Genomic DNA, 20,674 nt, shown 5'->3' with positions numbered 1-20,674 from the left:
ACTAGATTTTTTCGACTATTAGAATTAATATGATATATCTTGCTGATTTATTACATATAAATTAGCATTTTATGGAGAAATATCCAGCAGCCATAAAATGCTGATATATTTGGTTTTATAGTCAAAGAGGGTTGTTGAAAAATGATTCAACAACCCTCTTTGACTATAAAAATATATGATATTTTGTATTAAAACTAATAATTTATAATTTATTAAATCTGCTGATTTTTTTATTACTTCTTTGGCCGTATCAGCCAGCAGCTCATACTCTGACTGATTCATTAATATAAAAACCAAGTTTTTAGGAACTATTCAAAAACTGTTATTCTTCACTCTGGTCATCCTTCATATCATTCCTTTTCGTATGTTCTTTTTCCCCATGTTCTTTTCCATTTATATTACCTTTCTCCATATTAAATTCTTTGTGAAACTCATTTCTTAAGTCTTCTCTATATTCTTCTTCGAATCTTCTTCCGCCAAAGTACCTGTGACCGCCGAACTTTTCATGCAGCCGCCTAATCATTTCATCATCAAACGGCGGACGGCCATGATGGCCTCTTCTTCCGAATTCTATATCTTCTTCACCAAATTGCTGTTCCAGTTCCAGAATAATACGCTTTAAATAGTCTCGTAATCTGTTCTGTTCTTCTTCAGTCAGACAACCGAATAAGTTCTTGTTTTCCGTTTGCCGTTCTTTCTGATTGGCGGCTTCTCTTCCGGCATCCGTAAGACTTATCATCATTACCCTGCGGTCAGCTTCAGATGGTTTACGGGTTATATATCCGTTCCGTTCCAGCTTAGCCAGTAATTCTCCTAACGATTGTGATCTGATATCCAGGATGTTAGATAATTCTTTCTGACTCATCTCCGGTTTTAATTTTAATAAAGCTAAAACTCTGCCCTGTCCCCGATGTACATCCGCCATGGGACCAAAAGTTCTGAGGTTTTGCAGCTGGAACTTTCTAAGTAACCATTCCAAACGTACAAATAATTCGTATAAATCATTTACATTTTCATTCATATTTTTCTCCAATCTGTCTGTTTAAAAGAATCCAAATCCACCGATTTCTGCTTTCATTCAGTGAATTTATATTATTCGGTTTATTAAGAAGAATCTTCTTATTGGTTTTGCTATCATCAAATATTAGGTTAAATAGAGATGTAACTACAGGTAATCCGATAAACATAATTAAGGAAATCGTCGGATAAAAAAAGGATAGTATAATAATAAGAGCAATAATACCGGCCATCATTGCAAAACGCAGCCAGGGATCTCTTCTAGCTGTTTTTAACTCTCGGACCGCTTTATACCTTTCCTCATCTCCATTATCATGGATAATACTATGCCATATAAATAAATAACTGCTATTTACTAATAGAAATACAATATCATATCCAATTGCCGGAGCTACCTGACCCGGATTTAACATAACCCATTTTGCAAAGATAGGAATAAGAGACAGAAAAAACAGAAAAAGCAGGTTTCTCCACATAATTCTATTAGTTACCTCTTTCATATTAATAAATAATTGATGATGTTTGCACCACTGGGCTCCAACTACAAAAAAACTTACGAAAAATATTAAGATTGATGCCAGTAATCTCATAATATCATCAAAATTAAATTTATCCGGCAGCGGAATATCTAAAACCATTATTGTTATTATAATGGCTATAACTCCGTCGCTGAATGTCTCGAGCCTGTCTTTTGATAATTTCAACATAAAAATCCTCCTTTCATTTATACGTTAATTCAAGCAATTCCTAAACTATTTCGTTGTCTAAATATACCTTATGTTTTGTAATTAATTAGGTTTTCTTAATTATACAGGTACCTTTATATATTTGTCAATACTTTTTTAAAGGTACCTTTTTATTTTTTTAGGGAGTTATCTCACAAGAAGCAAGTACCGGTTTTATGCCGTCTAGAGGTACCCATACAAAGAATAAAGATATAAAGAGTAAAGATACTGACGATTCATTCAGAAGACATACTAATCCTTGAAAGTCTGGTTACTGACGGCACAATTACCGAAGATCAGTTAATTGTAACTCAAACTGCTATAGAAAAGTTCTTAAGTCAAATAAATAAGAAATGTTTAAATCCTTCTTTCTCTTACATTGAGTAAAGAAGGATTCTTTTTATATTTTTTATATATTTTTATCTTTTATACTATTTTTTATCTATACATATCAGAACTTCTTAATACAGAATAATTTTACTTACATCATGGATTTTTCCTGTAATTCTATCATGTACCGCAGAAAGTTTTGTATGGACAGGATGGTTTCTCAGGAAGTTTTGCATATTCTGCCTGTATAATTGTATGGGCATAGGGAGTAGCAAGAACCTTTAAAAACCGATTCATCACGCTGTAATCACCATCATCCACTGCCGCTTTCAACGCCTCTTCTACGCGATGATTTCGTGGAATCACCGCAGGATTGGAATCCATCATCAGCTTCCTTACGGCTGCTTCGGGTTCATTCTGACTGTTTAGTCTGGTCTGCCACTGCTTATACCAATCAGAGAACTCCGTACTGTCAAATAAAGGTGTACCTGCACAATTATGAAAAGTTAATGCCACAAATGTATTGGTATAATCTGCTTCATATTTTTTCATTAAATCTAATAGTTCTTCAATCAAACTTTTATCCTGTACTTCTTTTGTAATTAATCCGAGCTTCGTTCTCATCCCGGTAATCCAGTTTTCAGTGTAAAGTTTAGTATATTCTGTGACGGCATTCTGTGCAATACCAACAGCTTCTTCTTCCTTCTCATGAAGCAGGGGCAATAAAGTTTCTGCAAACCGGTAAAGGTTCCACTCTCCGATTTTGGGCTGATTTCCATAAGCATATCTTCCTCGTGTATCGATGGAACTAAATACCGTCCCGGGATCATAAGTATCCATAAATGCACAAGGCCCATAATCTATAGTCTCACCGCTGATTGCCATATTATCGGTATTCATTACTCCGTGAATAAATCCAACCAGCTGCCATTTTGCAATTAGTGCAGCTTGGGATTTTACTACTTCCTTAAGCAGGTGGAGATAAGGGTTAGGGAAATCCAGTACTCCTTTAAAATGTCTTTTAATAGTATAATCTGCCAGTGATTTGAGTTCATTTAAGGTACCCCAATGTGCTGCATATTGAAAAGTGGCAACGCGAATATGACTGGCTGCGACACGGGTTAGTACTGCCCCTGGAAGTTTTGCTTCTCTGATTACAGCTTCACCTGTTGTTACCACTGCTAAGCTTCGTGTTGTCGGAATACCCAGAGCATACATAGCTTCACTTATTAAATATTCCCTTAGCATAGGCCCAAGGGCTGCCCTGCCGTCACCTCCTCTTGAATAGGGTGTCGGTCCTGAACCTTTTAACTGAATATCAACCCGCTTTCCCTCAGGTGTTATTTGTTCGCCAAGAAGCAAAACACGTCCGTCACCTAACATATTAAAATAACCATATTGATGCCCGGCATATGCCTGAGCTAAAGGTTCAGAACCCTCCGGAAGTTTATTTCCGGCAAATACCGCGACACCACCGTCCTTTTGCAGTGCTTTGGGGTATAACCCCAATTCTTCTGAAAGTGAAAGATTTAGAATCACTAACTTTGGTAATATTACCGGCATGGGACTAAGTTTTGAAAAAAATGTTTCTGGTAACCTGGCATAACTATTATCGAAATTCCATCCATATGGGTTCTTTTCATTTTTCTCCATCATGATAAACTCCATTCTTCTATGATAAATAATAAACAACCGAAAAGCAGATACTAAAATTCATGGCACTCTTAGTGTTTGCTTATGACGATTTATTATTCCATATTAAATCAGGACAAAATTAAAAGCTGATGAAAAATATCCAAATAAACTTTCGGAAGTTGATTCAGGCATTTTTTATCAGCTTATATTTTATAACGATTCAATTACTGGTACTACCTTCTTTTTAGTATCTCAAACCTCCGTTTTCCGATCTGCTGCTTTTCTAAACGTTGAAATTTATCATTAGTATTCTTTTGGGATTTGTCCATACAAATTCCAATAACCGTTTCATTATTGCAAATTGAATACAGACTGTCCAATAACAAATCTATATTTCCGTTATCGGCTCCCTCCCAGGTAACAATCTCCCCATAAGGTACATCCGTAATAATAATGTCCGGTGTCTTATTTAAAATAAGATTTTCGAAAACATTCGCTGTAAAAACGCGGGTAATAATATTGCTGCCCTCCAGCTTCTTATGAAGTTTAATGGCACTTTGCAGTGCTTCTTCATGTGATTCTTTCCCGTATTCCCTGGATAATTCCCGAATCTGTTCCATACGTTTATTAAGTCCGTCTGTATGTAATAATTCCAAATTATTTTGTGCTTTATACACCGCATCCGGATTGATATCGCTACCAATTATTTCAGAGATGATTTGAACATTCATAAACCCTAAAACCGTAAGCATATATCCGCCGCCACAGCAGCAATCATATAGACAGATATCACTTTTTTTATGGGAATACTTAAGACATCGTCCAAAAATCTCCTGAGCAAGCCTAGCCGGGAAATTAGTAATTCCCTTATAATTATGTAGTACTCTACCGCTGGCGAAATCTTCATAATTCTTGTCATTACCGTATTGATATTCCATAAGTTCCTCAATTCATAATAATTAACTGTGCTGATAAATGCCGCTAAACCTGTTACGATCAGATTACTGTTTCAAATCCGTTTTATCATATACATACTGCCGCCACTGTCTGCGGCAGTTTCATAATCTTCACTTTTATATAAATGTAATGCGCCGGGATTATCTTTAAATACATTGAGCCCTAAGACTTTATATCCCTTTTCTTTGGCTTCCTCTTCGAAAAATTGCAGAATCTTTCTTCCATAACCTTTACCTCTTTCAGCCTCATCCAAGCGGATATCTGCTATGTATGCCACATCTTCGTCTAATATATTCTGCATCAGGTACCAGACCTTGATGTAATCATAACTCCCATGTTTTACCCTCGATTTCGTTAGATTGCCCCCATTACCCTGCCGCCGCATACGGGTATATAAGCTCCTGTTGTAAATGCAGCCAGATCAGATGCAAGGAAACACACCATATTAGCAATATCCTGATCCGTTCCGCGATGTCCAAGCGGTACCGTTCTATCATAATCCGGTTGAACTTCCGTATGCTCCGTACGGGCTCTGTCACTGATTGTCCAACCCGGTGCCACCTGATTCACAGTTATGTTATATTTGCCTATCTCTTTTGCCAGGCAGCGGACGATGCCATCTAATCCCCTCTTGCCTGCTACATATGCGGCACTCCCGGCATCGGAAAGAGCTGCACATTCCGTATTCATAACAACAATCCTGCCATATTGCTGTTCTATTAAATGCGGTACAAATGCCTTATTCATGTATACATTATGCATCACACAACTTTCAAACTGGCTGAAGAAATCTGCAGTATCCTGTTTAAGAATATCTTTCCAGGTATACTGTATTACCGCATTATTTATAATAATATCCGGTTTGCCAAACTGCTCATATACCATATCCCGCATATCATAAATGCTTTGTTCCCTCGTGATATCAGCCTGAAACGCACCGGATTTTCTTCCCATTGCTTTCAGTTTTGCCGCCAACTCTTCCGCTTTTTCCGAATTCTTATGATAATGAATGGCAACGTCTGCACCACACTCGGCTAAGGAACGTACGATACAGCGTCCTAATTGACCGGAGCCGCCTGTTACGATTGCTTTTTTGCCCTTTAGATTAATATCCATAGAAATCTCCTTTTGTAATCATGTATTAATAGGATTTGACACCCTAATCCTATTCTGTATTAAGGTTAATTATTAATCATTATATCACTGATGTATTGAATTTTACAATAAAAACACCTCAAAACGTTAGATTAATTGTTCTAAGTTTAAAGGTGTATTTCATTGCCCCTGCTTTGATTTCTATTAGCAAGTTTTAGTTTATTATTCTTATTTTACCCGTAATTTATCTTTTGCCGCTACAAACACACTTTGAAGTACAATAAAGAAACAAAGTAAGGCAGCAATAACAATTTTAGTCCACCAGGAAGATAAGGTTCCCTGAAAAGTAATAAAAGTTTCAATCGTTCCTTTAATTAATACCCCGAATAAACTTCCGATTACATTGCCCACACCGCCTGTTAACAGGGTACCGCCGATTACTGCAGAAGCAATCGCTTCCATTTCAAACCCCTTTGCCTGTTCCACAAAACCGCCGCTGGTATTTAAACAGAATACAAAACCAGCCAAAGCAGCCAGAAAACCGTTTAAAACATAGACTTTCAATTTTGTCTTTTTTACATTTAAGCCCATTAATAAGGCAGACTGTTCATTTCCGCCTACGGCATAAATGGATCGGCCGAATCTTGTATACTTTAATAATAAATAAACTGTTACCAGCACCAGCAGTCCAATTACCACACTGGGATAGAGATATGGCTGTATTAAAATTCCTTTCCGGTTGACAGTTCCGCCAAACGGGAGATATATTTTGGCCTTGGACATAGCTAAGAACGTCTCATTTTTTATGGTTATCATCTCCGTACTGATAACTGCAGTCATACCTCTGGCAAAAAACATCCCCGCCAGAGTGACTATAAAGGGCTGGATATTAAGATATGCAATCAGCCAGCCCTGAATCAATCCAAAAACAATACCGGTAACTAATACAATAAAGATGGCTGTTATTGCACCTATCCCTTTCTTTTCCATCATCCAGGCCAGAAGCATACAGGTCATTGCCACCACGGAACCAATGGATATATCAATACCTCCCGTAATCAACACGATCGTCATACCCACTGCAGCAACGATAAGCCCTGCGTTACTGATAAACAGGTTTAAAAACACCTGTAAATTACCAAAGTTCTTATCCCTGAAAATAATAATTCCCGTACCATACATCAAGATAAACAAGGTAATAGTAATAAACAATAAAAAGGTATTGGAATCCAGTTTACGTCTCAATTTCATTCTGCCACCTTCCTTCCTGAATCTCCTATAACACCTCTGTTTTTTAATTTCAGATACATTCTCTTTAATTCCGGTGACTGGAGCGCTACTATAATGATAACGACTACTGCCTTATAGACAGGCAGCTGATCTGCAGTAACTTTCATTGCATAGAGAGAGGTTGTTAATGCCTGAATGGTAATGGCACCGATGACACTGCCGGTTAAGGAGAATTTTCCGCCGCCCAGACTATTCCCGCCGATTGCAACCGCAAGAATTGCATCCAATTCGATATTCAGCCCGGCATTGTTGGCATCAATGGAATATACCCTTGAAGTTATAATCATACCGGCGATACCCGCACATAAACCACAAAAGGTATAGGATAAAAACTGAATAAACGATGAGTTGAGTCCTACCAGTCTGGCGGCTTTCGCATTAATACCTACCGTCTGTATATAAAGTCCCAGGGCCGTCTTTTTTACTACAAATGCAGTAACTGCCACTACGATTATTGCTATAAAGATAGGCGTAGGTAATGGTACCCCAGGTATGGAATTACCTAAATACTTAAACTGATCGGTTCTTACATACAGAATAAATCCCTGAGTCAACACCTGGGCAATCCCTCTTCCGGCTGTAAATAAAATCAAAGTTGCCACCATAGGCTGGATCTTTAGCTTCGCGACCAGAAAACCATTCCAGGCTCCGCATAGGATTCCTGTCAGGGCAGCTAATAATAATGCTGCAAAATAGGGCATCCGGTATTCCGAAGCACTGGCACTGCCTACCAGAGCATATACACACACCGCACCGGATAGGGCACTGACCGCTCCCACTGATATATCCGTGCCGGCGGATGCAGCTACTACAAACGTCATACCGACCGCCAATACAATAAGCTCACTGGACCGGTTAATTATATCTATAATATAACCGTATAAAATTCCGTTTTTTATAGTGATTTGAAAAAAAGCAGGGGTTTTTATTAAGTTAATGATTAATACTATGATCAAACAAAAAATAGGTAAAAACAAGCGGTAACCGGTTACTTTTTTCCATATTGATTTTATATTATTCATGCTTTCCTCCTGACTTTCCTTTCATGGAACTGCCGGATTGTTTACTTGCTATGGTATTTGGTTTATCTGCTTCTGTGGTTCCGCCGCCGGCTATCGCTTTCATAATCTCATCCTGATTAAGTAATTCCTCTCTCAATTCACCCACTTTACTGCCATCCCGTAAAATTGCCATTCTGGAGCAGATACGTAACATTTCTTCGATTTCGGAAGAAATAAACATAACCGCCTTACCCTCCACTGCCAGGGAAAGTACTAACTTTTGAATTTCTGTTTTTGTACCTACATCAATACCTCTGGTCGGTTCATCCAGAATCAGAAATTCCGGATTCGTCAACAGCCACCTTCCAAGTATTACTTTCTGCTGGTTCCCGCCGCTAAGCTTCTTAACCGGAACTTCTCTGTCAGCGGTTTTAATGTTTAACAACTCTATGTATTTATCCGTAAATGCATCCTGGTTGCTTTTTTTAATCAACTTGAACAAACCTCTCCTGGCCTGAAGCGCAATGATTATATTCTCCCTTACCGATAAATCTGCTATAATTCCCTCTACGATACGATTCTCCGGAAGATAAGCCATTCCGGCTTTCATGGCATCAATCGGAGCATTGATTACCGTTTTTTTTCCATTTATCTTTAACTCACCTCTGTCAGGTTTATCGGCCCCATATAAAACGCGGGCCAGTTCCGACCGTCCAGACCCCAAAAGACCGGATAAACCAATAACTTCTCCTTTATGAATAGACAGATTGAAAGGTTTTATGGTACCGATATGACCCAAACCCTCCGCTTCTAAAAGAGAATCCTTTTTCTTCTCATTTTCAACACTTTTATCCTTATTCTTAATTACTGCCAGATCATCAAATTCCTTGCCAAGCATCTTAGCCACCAGCTGTACCCTTGGTAAATTAGCAATTTCATACTCTCCTACCAGTCTGCCGTTTCGAAGTACAGTAATCCGGTCGCAGATTTCATATACCTGTTCTAAAAAATGAGTTACAAAAATAATACCTAACCCTTTTTCCTTTAACTTACGCATGATGGAAAATAATTTAGCTACCTCAGACTCATCCAGACTGGAGGTTGGTTCATCCAGAATCAGAACTTTAGCAGAAATATCCACCGCCCTTGCAATAGCTACCATCTGCTGTATGGCGACCGAATAATTCTCCAGTGGTTTCGTAACATCCAGATTTATATTTAAGCTCTTAAGAATTTCATCCGCTTTGATGTATATGGTCTTCCAGGCTATCCGTCCATTTTTCTTCGGTTCCCGGCCGATAAATATGTTCTCGGCCACTGACAGATTGGAACAAAGATTTACCTCCTGGTAAACCGTACTGATTCCGTTCATCTGCGCTTCCTGTGGCGAATTATTTATAATCCCATGTTCTATCCCATCTATTCTAATTTCTCCGGTTTCAAATTCGTAAGCACCGGTCAGAACTTTAATCAGGGTAGATTTACCGGCACCGTTTTCCCCCATGAGCGCATGAATTTCTCCGGCTCTTAAAGTGAAATCCACGTCAGAGAGTGCAACAACTCCCGGGAAATGTTTCTCTATATGCCTCATAGTTAATATTGTTTTCTGACCGTTCACATGAAATACCTCCCAAGACCTATAATAAGGGCCGCACAAAAGTCCTTAATCTATTGAAAGCAGCTATCAGGTGCTTTTAAGGAATCATTTGCCGCAGCCCTGCGTGTTAACTATATAATCTAAAATTATATCGTAATTATTTTAGTATAAACGAGAACCAATCAGATCTGCTGCAGTTTCGGCAGGGAATACACCCTCATCTACATAAGCTATCTTTTCAACTGATTCGCCTTTTTCCAGTTTCTGAATAATTTCAGCTACACGGGGACCATGTAACGGATTACATTCCACTGAAACATTCATATCACCGGCTATCATTGCTTCAAATGCCGCTTTTACTGCATCAAAGGAAACAATAATAATATCTTTACCCGGAACCTTACCGGCTGCTTTTATAGCATCAATTGCGCCAAAAGCCATATTATCATTTTCAGCAATTACAACATCAATATCATCATAAGATTTTAAGAACGATTCCATAACTTCCTGCCCTTTGGATTGAGTAAATTCTCCGGTTTGTCTGTCAAGCATGGTCCAGTTTTTATGTTCAGGCATTTTATCCTCAACACCTTTCGTCCGACCTACCTGTGCAGAAGAGCCAATGGTACCCTGTAAGGTAACTATGTTAATCTGTTCATCACTTCTGCCCTGTTTATCCAGGTAATCGGAGAGCCAGGCTACTGCGTCCTCTCCTTCTTTTATAAAATTACCGCCGACCCAGCAGGTATAAAGGGAATCATCGGATACATCAATCATACGGTCGGACAATATGACCGGAATTCCGGCTTCTTTTGCTTCACCCAATACAGTTTCCCAGCCAGTTTCCACAACCGGTGCCAATACGATATAATCCACATCCTGCTGAATAAAATTCCGGATAGCCTTAATCTGATTTTCCTGTTTTTGCTGGGCATCATCAAATATCAGCTTATATCCGTTTTTTTCTACAAAAGTAGTCTGAAATGATTTCGTATTTGCTGTACGCCAATCCGACTCTGCCCCAACCTGAGCATAGCCCACTACGATCAGATCCTTATCCCCAGCCGTCTTATCCTGATTACTTTCTGTTGCAGGTTCTGATGCCGTTTGTTTTGCAGCCCCCCCGCAGCCCCATAATGACATGGTAAGAACTCCTGCCAGTAAAACTGTTAATACTTTTTTAAACCTCTTCATACAAAATACCTCCACCTTATTAAGAAAATAAATAATTCCATTTAATATGAACTAAGTTAGGAATCTATGTATCTTCTAGATTTATTGTTACAGTTATATTTATACAAAGTTTCATAAAGAATACAATTCATTATCTTTTGACGAAATTTTATAATTTTTTGTTATCTTGAAGCGCAAATAATTATCTAGGGAAAAGATTCATTTTTTTACGAATAAATTATATTTTTTTACGAAATTTTTGCCTTTTCTGATTAGCTTTAATTTAATAAAATACATTAATAAAAACTAAAAAATTTAATCTATGACTGCTTCTGCAGCGACTTTATAATCAACCGGCAGTATAACCTCAACTTCCGTACCTGCCTGATAGATGCTTTTTATTTTAAGTCCGTATTCCTTTCCGTAATATAGCTGGATTCTTTCATTCACATTATATAAGCCATAAAAATTTTTCTCTGATTCCTTCTCTTTCTTACTTAATGCTTTGATCACCTGTTTCAGCCTTTCCTCTGACATACCTAAACCATTATCTTTAACCGATAATCTTATATTTCTGCCATCCTGATCACCGGTTATAATTATCTTCCCTTTACCCCTTTTATTTTTAATTCCATGGTAAAGTGCATTTTCAACCAGTGGCTGCAAGGTAATCTTAGGAACAAGGTGATCCCCTAACTCAACGGGTATGTCAATTTCGTACTCTAAGATATCTTTATATCTGGACTGCTGTATCTGAAGGTAACTTTGAACGTGCAGTTCTTCTTCTTTTAAACTGATTTTGTCGTTACCTTTACTTAATGAGGTTCTGAAATAATTGGATAATGCTCCTACCATATCCACAACATCCTCTCCTTTATCCGCTTCTGCCAGCCAGATAATAGTATCCAGGGTATTATATAGAAAATGAGGATTGATCTGTGCTTGCAATAGTTTTAATTCTGCCTCCCTTAAATTTGCCTGTTCAATTTTAACAGTTTCGATAAGATCGCTTAATTTTCCGATCATTATATTTAAAGAATCACTTAGAACTTTTACCTCTGCACCATTTTTAATATGGGACCGCACCGATAAATCCCCTTTTGCAACCTGACCTGTAATACCGCTTAATTCCTTAATTGGTCTGGATATACTGTTTGATATAATAACTGAAAAAAACAATGCTCCTCCTATCATAATTGTTAGCATAATGACACTGAGTTCCACTGTTTTAAGCGTCTGTTTTTCCATGGTAACCCTGACTGATTCCATATCCAGAGTATCATAATATATGTATTCCAACACTGTATCCTGTATCAAAGAGGTTAGTACCCTGATGTCATTATCCAAAATTAGGATGTTCTCATCATAGTGTCCTGTTTCTTTTAGATTGTCTTCAATTTTATGCACATGCTTTTTTAAATTATTCAGAAATTTATGTATCCCCTCTGCCCGGTCCTTATTACCCGAAGTTCTTGCAGCAAGCTGTAAATCCAAGGCAACCCTCTGGGCGGCATCAATATCCTCATAAGGTTTTGCCTTCTTAAAAGCTTCACTTCCTATGATGATTCGATACATTTTGTAGTCAAAATCACTTTTAAAATCGATGCTGAAACCGCTGGCTGTCGTTGCGCTCTGTACAATCTGATTATATTCCTGGTTATATTTTATCAGGTTGGTAAATAATAACAGGGCAACCAGACAGAACTGCGCTATAATTCCTGCAAAATATAAACGAATCTTTACATTCAGTTTCAGGTCCCCAAAAGTTTTTATAAAGAATCCTTTCATATGTTTCTCCGTTCTTAAAAAGGGGTTTTTGCATCCACTTGGTGCCATCACCCCGCTTTTAGTATATAATTTCAAATTATCATTACAAAAAACGATATTGCTTTGGTGTACAATTCTGTGTTTTTTTGAAAAGATAAGAAAAATAATGAGGATCTTTATACCCTACCATATAACCGATTTCCGAAGTTTTTAAATCCGTACATTTTAACAGTTCCTTAGCCTTATTCATACGTATGTCCGTAAGATATTTCACAAAAGTCCGGCCTGTTTTCTGACTGAAGACCGTACTAAAATGACTGGGACTTATGTAAACTCTGGCTGCCACCTGATTCAAGGATAAATCCTCCTCGGCATAATGCTCCATGATATATTCCTTTGCCCTCTTAATAATACCATTGTAATGTTTGTCAGCTACCTCATTCCTGATTTCCATAGCCTCAAGAAAAATATTCTCGATATATCCTTTGGTTAATTCCAGAGATGAAATCTGGATATTCATTTCTCTGCTGTCCTTAAAAGGTTTATCAATCACCTCTGTTCCATATCCCAAATCCTCCAAAAATCCTGTAACGATAAAATACATGTCCATCACCAGGTATTGTCTGAACAGGATTGAATTTCTACACTCATTTCCCAAACTTTTTAAATATTCTCCTACAAAAAAATGTACTTCTTCTATTTCACCGCTTTTTAAAAATGCTTCTACTTTCCGCTTATCCAACTGACTTATATTTTCCATGTTAAAATCGATTGCCTGTGCGGCACCACCATACCCATTCGGTATGGTTTCATAGTCAAGTATTTCATTAATATCCCAGATATACCGGTATGCAAAAGCACGGCTGGCTTCATAGTAGGACATGCTAAGTTCTCCCAGACGTCCTACAGCTTTCCCTATTCCGCCAAAATAGGAAATCGGGTTAGCCCTATCTAAAATTTCTCTGAGTCTACGGATATAATAATCCTGAATTTTATTAAGCTCATCCAGGCTGCTGCCTTTTAATAATATGGCTTTACCCTCGATGGAGCAGTCAAATAAAATGGCATCTCCCTTTAGCTCTGCCAGATCATTAATTTCCTGCCATATTTGCGGATAAGTTTCCCGTTCCTTTTTGCCTCCTCTGACAATCCCAATCTGGAGCAGGATTATATTATAAAACGGTGCCGTTAATTCCAGATTTAGTTCCCTTCCCCTTTCCAGAATAGAAGCAAGCGAATCCGAATTGCTTACCAGATCATGAAATAACCGCCATTTTTCTTCTATCTCATTTTCCTTTATATCTTTTAAGAATTTATTGTAATTTTCTTTTTCTTCCTGTTCTTTTTTTATAATTTCCGCTATCCCTTTTACACTGGATAATAAGTTAGCTCCATTGATTGGTTTCAAAAGGTATTCCGTTATACCGATATTAATTGCTTCCTTGGCATAATCAAATTCTCCGTATCCGCTTAATATAATGATTTTAACCATAGGCATTTCTTTTTTAATCAAACGGCTAAGCTCCAACCCGTCCATAAACGGCATGCGAATGTCCGTAATCACAATGTCTGGTTTTGCTTTCTGAATCAGAGGGTATGCCAATTCTCCGTCACTTGCCTCTCCGCAAAATAAGAACCCATTCTCTACCCAGTTGATATTATTCTTTATTCCTTCCCTCACAACAATTTCATCTTCTACAAGAAATATTTTTATCATAATAACCTCTTTCCTGAATAACCATCTTTAATTGGATATTCGTTAATCCGAAGTTGAAAAGAAGATTTTGCTTTCAACCTCCTCCTAAAATTAGTCTCCCCTAATGTTTAAAATTTGTTCTATTCCCTGATAAAATTATATTTCGGTAGTTCAAATATTTCAATACATAATTTGTTAATTATTGTAATATTTTACCTTTGTTGTATGGTCGAACTAAAAAAACTGCCACGGTTTTGGGTAACCGGGCAGTTTTGGATTCTTGGATATAATTAACTTATATTTAAACCGTTTTAAACGGAAACTCCCCTTTATTTCCATTTAAAACGGTCTGACTCTTTTTACTTTATTTCAGTATTGATGAGCTGATTACTTACAGAAATTATTTTGAAACCCTTTTACCGTTATTATCTACCTGATATATATCAATCCAAGTATTAACAGCCAAAGAACCATCGGAATAAAAATAATACCAGTTATCATTCAGATTCTGCCAGCCGGTCAGAATTTTGCCGTCCTTATAATACATTTTCTGAAAGGCATCATTTAAAGCCCAACCCTGTGCAGTCTGAGGATCTATTGCCAGTTTTGCATAGCGGTGAAGAGCAAGGGCTGCCTCAGCATATGTAACTGCTTTTAATGGGTAAAACTGATTATTATCTTCCTTATCCATTATACCAGCCTGCAAAATGGCCTTTACTGCTTCCTGTCCGTTTCCTGAAATGCTTCCGGCATCCTGAAAGCTTATGGCATCCCTGTTTTTTATTAAAGTAAAACCTGACGCTTTCACATACTTTTCCAAAAGAACCGCAAACTGTTCGCGGGTCACAATCCTGTCCGGCGCAAACCGTTTAGTATCTTCACCGGTCATAATTCCTTTCTTATATGCCCATTCTATATACGGTTTATATTGATTATTTTCCAGGTCTGTAAAACTGCTGCTCTTATATTTACTGATATCGGCACCGTCTAATTTTGCGAAAGCTTTTGCAAGCGTTCCATAGGTCAATATTGTTTCGGGTCCAAAGATACTATCGGTTTGACCGCTAAAGATATCCCTGCTTGCTACAAAATCGATACTCTCTTTGGCTGGGTGATTCACAATATCCGTATATGAACCGGCTTTTTTCTGATATGCCACACCATATACTGAGAAGTGTCCTGTCGTGAAAATAATACTGGAGGTATTGGCATCATAGCTTGAATTCGTAAGTAAAGTAACCTTGCCGTTATCATTAACATATGCTGCAAACAGTTTACCGGCATCTTTGCCCTCGGACAGAGTATATGGTATGCTAATTGATACCATTCCCTGTTCCAGACTGGTGATTGCCTGTGTCTGTTTACTCTTCACATAAGTTATGTCAATGTCATATACAATCCTGTCTTTGATATAAGCTTTCGCTTCTTCGGATAAATTCTCTGCCGGTTTAACATTAATATTGACATTTCCGTTACTTTGTTTTCTAATTTCATCTATGGCTTTCTTATCAAAATTTAAAGAAACCATTTTTCCGTCTACCTTAAGTTTTCGTACATTATTTGCGGTAATTTTGTTTAAAACAGGCTGAGTCAGTACAATTCCCAGAGATTTCGCTGTGTCCGGAGTACTTACACTTAGTGTAATTTCTATACCATCCTCTGTCTTGCCCTGCTCCCCTGCAGTTGATACTGCCTTGGTTATGGCATCTGTAACTGCTGTTTCAGATACCGCTGCTGTTGCAAGACCGTTTTTATCTACAGAGGTTTTTACGGTAATATTTTCAGTTACAGGTTTATGCGGCTGATTCTGAGGTCTTGTTTCATTTTCTGAATGACTGTTATCCGAATCACTTCCCCCCTTACTACCGCTTGAATTACTACTGTTGCCACCGGATGAGCTGGTTTTTTTCTTTACCGTAACACTGATGGGAATACTCAAATCTATATTACTTGTATTAACTACATCAGCCGGCAGTGTAACAACACCGTAAATAATAAATGTCTGTGATGATTTATTTGACGGATCATAAGAACTGGAAACCACATCCCAGATAACCTGTGCTGTCTCTTCTCCTTTGTCCGTTACCAGAGTTACAGTTTCTGGAAGCCTTAACGCTTCTGCCGTTTTGGCCGTTCCATTCTTTATGTCTGTTATTGCTACCGGTTCCTTGATACTTAATAATGAATTTAACTCCTGTGAAGCTTTGTTTACCATAACAGTTATAGTAACATCCAAACTGATATTGTTTGGATTACCTGTCCCGTCCGGAAGGATTACGGTACCTTGTACCATAAAGGTCTGTTCTTCCTTATTGGATGGATCGTAAGAACTGGAAACCACATCCCAGACAACCTGTGCTGTCTCTTCTCCTTTGTCCGTTACCAGAGTTACAATCCCTGGAAGCCTTAAAGCTTCTACCGTTTTGGCCGTTCCATTCTTAATACCTGTTACTGCCTCCGGTTCCTTTATATTTAATAGTGACTTTAACTCCTGCGAAGCCTTGCCTACCGTAACAGTTATAGTAACATCCAAACTAATATTGCCCGGATTTCCTACTCCAACCGGAAGGATTACGGTACCTTGTACGGTAAAAGTCTGTTCTTCCCGATTGGATGAATCATAAGAACTGGAAGCTGCATCCCATTGTACCTCTGCCTGGAAATTTCCCTCCTCGGTGGTTATAGTAACCGTCTCCGGAAGGCCTAAAGCCTGGGCAGTTTTTTCAGTTCCGTTTACCACGCCGGTAATATTCTCCGGAGTTATAACTCCTGTTAATACCTTGGAGTGAAGAATTTCAAAGGTATCTACCACACTCATGTCGGTTATACGGTATGTGGTTATTTTAAAACTTGTAGGCGATATTTCTATATTTGATATATTAGGTACGTTTTCCTGAGACTGTACTGCAGAATATGGAAATACCTGATTTTGAATGGTATAGAATTTACTGCCGCTTGCCGAGTTAGCCGTTACATATAAAATACCGTCGGGGTCCGTCACACTGGCAAGGGGTGAATTGTCTGCATTCCTTTCGACTTCCGGTGTCAAACCGTCCATCATATAACTTCTCACATAAACATGATCATGTCCCATCAGAACAACATCAATACCCAGATCTTTAAATACCGGCGCATATTCTTCTCTTCTTTGAAGTATATCATTTTCTGCGGCATGATTAGCAACGCTGTAAATAGAATGATGAAATACAACTACTTTCCAGGTAACATCCGGATTTAGGTTGATTGCCTCTTCCATAAATGCTTTGTGCTCTGCCGTACTTAAGTTATTGGAATTCAAATTTAAGAAAAGGACATTGTTATATGTATACCAATAATCACTGCCTGCTGTAGATGCTCCATATGAGCTGACATTGGGATTATTAAAATGCTGCTTATAAGCGGCATTTGACGTATCATGGTTGCCGACTACTGTAGCAACAGGGACGGAACTTAATGCGTCATGATTCAAATAACCGGCATACTGAGATTCATCGGCTGCACTATTTACCTGATCTCCTGCACTAATTATAAAATCCGTATTTGTGAACTGGGTTAGACTTTTCCTCAGGGTATTCTCCCAGCCATTGCTGTCATTTGCACTGGATCCGCTGGCACCTATCTGCGGATCACCTGCAAGGAGAAAAGAAAAATCTCCTAAAGCTCCGGTTTTAAAGTTATAAACTTCCGATACTGTACTTTTGTTTATCAGCCGGTAAACATATTCCGTATTTGCCGTAAGATCATCCATTGTCAACTGATTACTGTAAAAGCCTGTGTCATTGGCTGCCTGTACCCCGGCAGTAAATTCCCTGTAATTTTCAGTCGGGAATTCCTCCCCTATCATATCACTTTTTAAAGCCAGCTGTAAATGTCCGGGGTCAGCATCATCCGCATACCAGGTTATATTTCTTTCTGTTTCATTCTCGCCAATATTTAAGGAAACCGCCTTTTGAATTACAGTTTTAGCGGTTTTATTAAACTTAATATAATCCAGGTTCATGATATAGGGATTTGTACCGGTTGTTCCTCTCATAACGAAACATAAAGTATGTTTTCCTAAATAACTATCTGTGTTGGTAAGGTCTACGGTCTTTATAGAGTAAGCGTTCCAGTTAGAGCCAGTGGCCGGAAGTTCTACCGTCTGTAACACTTCACCGTCTGTACCGTCCAGTCTGATTTCCATCCTGGCATCAGAAGCACACCTGCCGGAATTATTGACATAACGGAAAGTTATGGAAGAGGGCTCTTCCTCAAAATACCTGTCATTATATTGAAGCCATGCACTGTCATAGGTTCCTCCTACATTTGTCAGGGTTCCTCCCGAAGAATCCGTACTGTTCTCGGTTTTCAGCCCCCCGGCTGACCAGGAGCTACAATTTTCCGCCTCCATAGTATCAAATCCGTCTGTAAGTAAACCGTTGCGGATAAGTTCAACACTGTTAACCTTAAGGAATATATCAGAACTGTTTGCACGTCCCTGATGAAGTTCTACTGCCATTACATTATCACCCTCAACCAGAATGGGCGAACCTGCTTCTATAGCAGAACCTGTCACAATGGCGGGCCCTGTTGCTATATCATTATTTGTTATGGTAAAATTACCGGTTCTTGGATTAGAAGCATTGGAACCTCCATAGGACATATTCGAATCAAATCCACCCTCAGGAACATCAAACTCGGCAACCTTGATGCCATTAATATATACGATGGCAGCATCATCATACTGCAGTTCGCCGGTCAGCTCTTTAAAATCATCCAAACTGTCAATGTTAAAAGTGGTCCGGAAGAAATAAGCCGGGATATCCGTTGTGGTTCCTTCCATATACTGTTGCAAAAGATTATCGGCTGTAAACCCGCCTCCAAGTTCTTTGGAACTGCCGCCTTTGGATCCAAAACTTCCTTTTCCGCTTTTCCAACTTCCGTCATCATAAGTATTTAATGTCCAGGATGCAGGATTCTCTTCTTCTCCGGGATCTGTGTTGTCATCCAAATATTTCCATGTAGTATTACTGCCTGCCAGTACGGTTTTATCCTGTACTGCCGCTTTTGTTTTCACTGACGGGACAGATAGTGGTGTAAATATCATAATCGTTGCCATTGCCAGTGAAAGAAATTGTTTCATTTTCTTCATGATTATCCTCCATTATGTTATCTGGTTTTCTTGTTAAAATGCGGGTAACCTAAGGAACAGAAGGCAGAGGCTACCGGTACCGTAATCACCACCGCGGCACTTCCGGCAATTGCCTGCCCCAGTTCGATTGCCAGGTAATCAGACGATAGCAGTTGCTGATATTGTAAGCCATAAGAGATAAATATCAGCAGTGTCATCAGGGAACTTCCTGCGTAGGCCAGGATCAGGGTATTAGTCATGGTACCAATCATATCTTTCCCTATATTCATTCCGGATTTAAATATTTCCTTTCCGGTGATAGCTGGATTCAGACTGGTAATTTCATACAGGGATGAGCCTATTGATACGGCAACATCCATAACCGCTCCTAAAGAAGCAATTAATACCCCTGCAAAAAGTATGTCTTTTATCTGTAAACCTGTTGACTGAGAGATAAGAATCAGGGATTCTGCCTCATCCGTCTGGTAACCGCTGATAATTAGTAATTTTGATATGATAAAAAACAGGATTCCGGCAATAATGATTCCCATAGTAGTTGAGAGAATTCCAATCAGGGTTTTATAAGACAAACCGTTTAAATAATACAAGGTCACAGCCGTACTTAACGCTGCTGCAATTACCGTTGTAAATATAGGGGGATCTCCCCGGTACATTGCCGGAAGCAAATAACATACGATTACAAAAAGTGTAAACAGAAGGCTTATCCCGCTTTTCATGCCTTTTTTACCGCCAATCATAGCGACAATTCCTAAAAAGATAAGGCTAATAAGCCATATAAGCGGCGTACGATAGTAATTATATACCGTATAATAACTCTCCGCATTTTCGGGAATATCAGAACAGATAATCAAGGTCTGCCCGTTTTTAGCCACTATATTATGGGTGGCTGTCACTGAATTTTCAATATTTATTTCTTTTCCCTTTTCTTTTCCGCTTATAAACTTTACCGTAATATCCTGATACCCTGTTAAATATTCATTTGACCCTTCAATGACCAGTTCCTGCTTGTCTATTTTCAGTACTTTAGCCTGATTATAGGAACGGGTTGCAGTTTCATATCTTCTATATCCAATTTCCTGATTCAGGAACCCCCAAGTTATAATTATAATTATCAAGACTATAGCAGCGTTTATTACTATATGAATCCCTTTGCTTTTATACCTCATATATTTCGTTTCATCCTCCCGGGCTTCATTGCATCTTCAATATAACATGGAGTATATCAGGTGAAAGTAAATAAAGAATTATATTCTGGTAATA

The 20,674-nt window shown here is 38.4% G+C and carries 14 protein-coding genes and 1 pseudogene; all 15 read right to left on the bottom strand.

Annotated features, from left to right (window positions below):
• Positions 1-69: 69 nt before the first annotated feature.
• A complete protein-coding gene (locus RBU59_RS24370) occupies positions 70-282 on the bottom strand; it encodes a hypothetical protein (RefSeq protein ID WP_308145071.1) in 213 nt (70 codons plus the stop codon).
• Positions 283-322: 40 nt separating this feature from the next.
• Entirely contained in the window at positions 323-1,021 is a 699-nt protein-coding gene (locus RBU59_RS24365; protein WP_308145070.1) for a MarR family winged helix-turn-helix transcriptional regulator, read from the bottom strand.
• Positions 1,014-1,724, bottom strand: coding sequence for a TMEM175 family protein (locus RBU59_RS24360; protein ID WP_308145069.1), 711 nt, complete (start codon positions 1,722-1,724; stop codon positions 1,014-1,016). The genes RBU59_RS24365 and RBU59_RS24360 overlap by 8 nt, the downstream gene beginning before the upstream one ends.
• Before the next feature lie 528 nt (positions 1,725-2,252).
• On the bottom strand, positions 2,253-3,728 hold the full coding sequence (locus RBU59_RS24355) for a protein adenylyltransferase SelO (protein WP_308145068.1): 1,476 nt from the start codon (positions 3,726-3,728) through the stop codon (positions 2,253-2,255).
• 212 nt (positions 3,729-3,940) lie between these two features.
• On the bottom strand, positions 3,941-4,645 hold the full coding sequence (locus RBU59_RS24350; RefSeq protein ID WP_308145067.1) for a hypothetical protein: 705 nt from the start codon (positions 4,643-4,645) through the stop codon (positions 3,941-3,943).
• A 71-nt stretch (positions 4,646-4,716) separates the two neighbouring features.
• A complete protein-coding gene (locus tag RBU59_RS24345) occupies positions 4,717-5,049 on the bottom strand; it encodes a GNAT family N-acetyltransferase (RefSeq protein WP_308145066.1) in 333 nt (110 codons plus the stop codon).
• Positions 5,019-5,780: an SDR family NAD(P)-dependent oxidoreductase gene (locus RBU59_RS24340; protein WP_308145065.1), complete on the bottom strand. Its 762-nt coding sequence runs from the start codon at positions 5,778-5,780 to the stop codon at positions 5,019-5,021. The genes RBU59_RS24345 and RBU59_RS24340 overlap by 31 nt, the downstream gene beginning before the upstream one ends.
• A gap of 207 nt (positions 5,781-5,987) precedes the next feature.
• On the bottom strand, positions 5,988-7,010 hold the full coding sequence (locus tag RBU59_RS24335) for an ABC transporter permease subunit (protein WP_308145064.1): 1,023 nt from the start codon (positions 7,008-7,010) through the stop codon (positions 5,988-5,990).
• A complete protein-coding gene (locus tag RBU59_RS24330) occupies positions 7,007-8,071 on the bottom strand; it encodes an ABC transporter permease (RefSeq protein WP_308145063.1) in 1,065 nt (354 codons plus the stop codon). Before RBU59_RS24330 ends, RBU59_RS24335 begins: the two co-directional genes overlap by 4 nt.
• A 79-nt stretch (positions 8,072-8,150) precedes the next feature.
• A pseudogene (locus RBU59_RS24325) lies at positions 8,151-9,641 on the bottom strand (sugar ABC transporter ATP-binding protein); the annotation flags it as partial.
• 168 nt (positions 9,642-9,809) lie between these two features.
• A complete protein-coding gene (locus RBU59_RS24320; RefSeq protein ID WP_308145062.1) occupies positions 9,810-10,841 on the bottom strand; it encodes an ABC transporter substrate-binding protein in 1,032 nt (343 codons plus the stop codon).
• Positions 10,842-11,135: 294 nt separating this feature from the next.
• A complete protein-coding gene (locus RBU59_RS24315) occupies positions 11,136-12,608 on the bottom strand; it encodes a sensor histidine kinase (RefSeq protein WP_308145061.1) in 1,473 nt (490 codons plus the stop codon).
• Between the two features lie 82 nt (positions 12,609-12,690).
• Positions 12,691-14,304, bottom strand: coding sequence for a response regulator (locus tag RBU59_RS24310; protein ID WP_308145060.1), 1,614 nt, complete (start codon positions 14,302-14,304; stop codon positions 12,691-12,693).
• A 379-nt stretch (positions 14,305-14,683) separates the two neighbouring features.
• Positions 14,684-19,414 (bottom strand): S-layer homology domain-containing protein, encoded by a 4,731-nt coding sequence (locus tag RBU59_RS24305; RefSeq protein WP_308145059.1) that lies wholly within the window; start codon positions 19,412-19,414, stop codon positions 14,684-14,686.
• 17 nt (positions 19,415-19,431) lie between these two features.
• Entirely contained in the window at positions 19,432-20,580 is a 1,149-nt protein-coding gene (locus RBU59_RS24300; RefSeq protein WP_308145058.1) for a YibE/F family protein, read from the bottom strand.
• Positions 20,581-20,674 lie beyond the last annotated feature (94 nt).

Origin of the sequence: Anaerocolumna sp. MB42-C2 (assembly GCF_030913705.1) — a bacterium.
Taxonomy (GTDB): domain Bacteria; phylum Bacillota; class Clostridia; order Lachnospirales; family Lachnospiraceae; genus Anaerocolumna.
This window is presented reverse-complemented; position numbering and strand designations above follow the sequence as displayed.

Bases quoted from the DNA above. Each gene is read 5' to 3' on its own strand.
- RBU59_RS24340 (WP_308145065.1), bottom strand. From the start codon at position 5,780: ATGGATATTAATCTAAAGGGCAAAAAAGCAATCGTAACAGGCGGCTCC.
- RBU59_RS24350 (WP_308145067.1), bottom strand. From the start codon at position 4,645: ATGGAATATCAATACGGTAATGACAAGAATTATGAAGATTTCGCCAGC.
- RBU59_RS24320 (WP_308145062.1), bottom strand. From the start codon at position 10,841: ATGAAGAGGTTTAAAAAAGTATTAACAGTTTTACTGGCAGGAGTTCTT.
- RBU59_RS24360 (WP_308145069.1), bottom strand. From the start codon at position 1,724: ATGTTGAAATTATCAAAAGACAGGCTCGAGACATTCAGCGACGGAGTT.
- RBU59_RS24370 (WP_308145071.1), bottom strand. From the start codon at position 282: ATGAATCAGTCAGAGTATGAGCTGCTGGCTGATACGGCCAAAGAAGTA.
- RBU59_RS24365 (WP_308145070.1), bottom strand. From the start codon at position 1,021: ATGAATGAAAATGTAAATGATTTATACGAATTATTTGTACGTTTGGAA.
- RBU59_RS24310 (WP_308145060.1), bottom strand. From the start codon at position 14,304: ATGATAAAAATATTTCTTGTAGAAGATGAAATTGTTGTGAGGGAAGGA.
- RBU59_RS24355 (WP_308145068.1), bottom strand. From the start codon at position 3,728: ATGATGGAGAAAAATGAAAAGAACCCATATGGATGGAATTTCGATAAT.
- RBU59_RS24345 (WP_308145066.1), bottom strand. From the start codon at position 5,049: ATGCGGCGGCAGGGTAATGGGGGCAATCTAACGAAATCGAGGGTAAAA.
- RBU59_RS24300 (WP_308145058.1), bottom strand. From the start codon at position 20,580: ATGAGGTATAAAAGCAAAGGGATTCATATAGTAATAAACGCTGCTATA.
- RBU59_RS24315 (WP_308145061.1), bottom strand. From the start codon at position 12,608: ATGAAAGGATTCTTTATAAAAACTTTTGGGGACCTGAAACTGAATGTA.
- RBU59_RS24330 (WP_308145063.1), bottom strand. From the start codon at position 8,071: ATGAATAATATAAAATCAATATGGAAAAAAGTAACCGGTTACCGCTTG.
- RBU59_RS24335 (WP_308145064.1), bottom strand. From the start codon at position 7,010: ATGAAATTGAGACGTAAACTGGATTCCAATACCTTTTTATTGTTTATT.
- RBU59_RS24305 (WP_308145059.1), bottom strand. From the start codon at position 19,414: ATGAAGAAAATGAAACAATTTCTTTCACTGGCAATGGCAACGATTATG.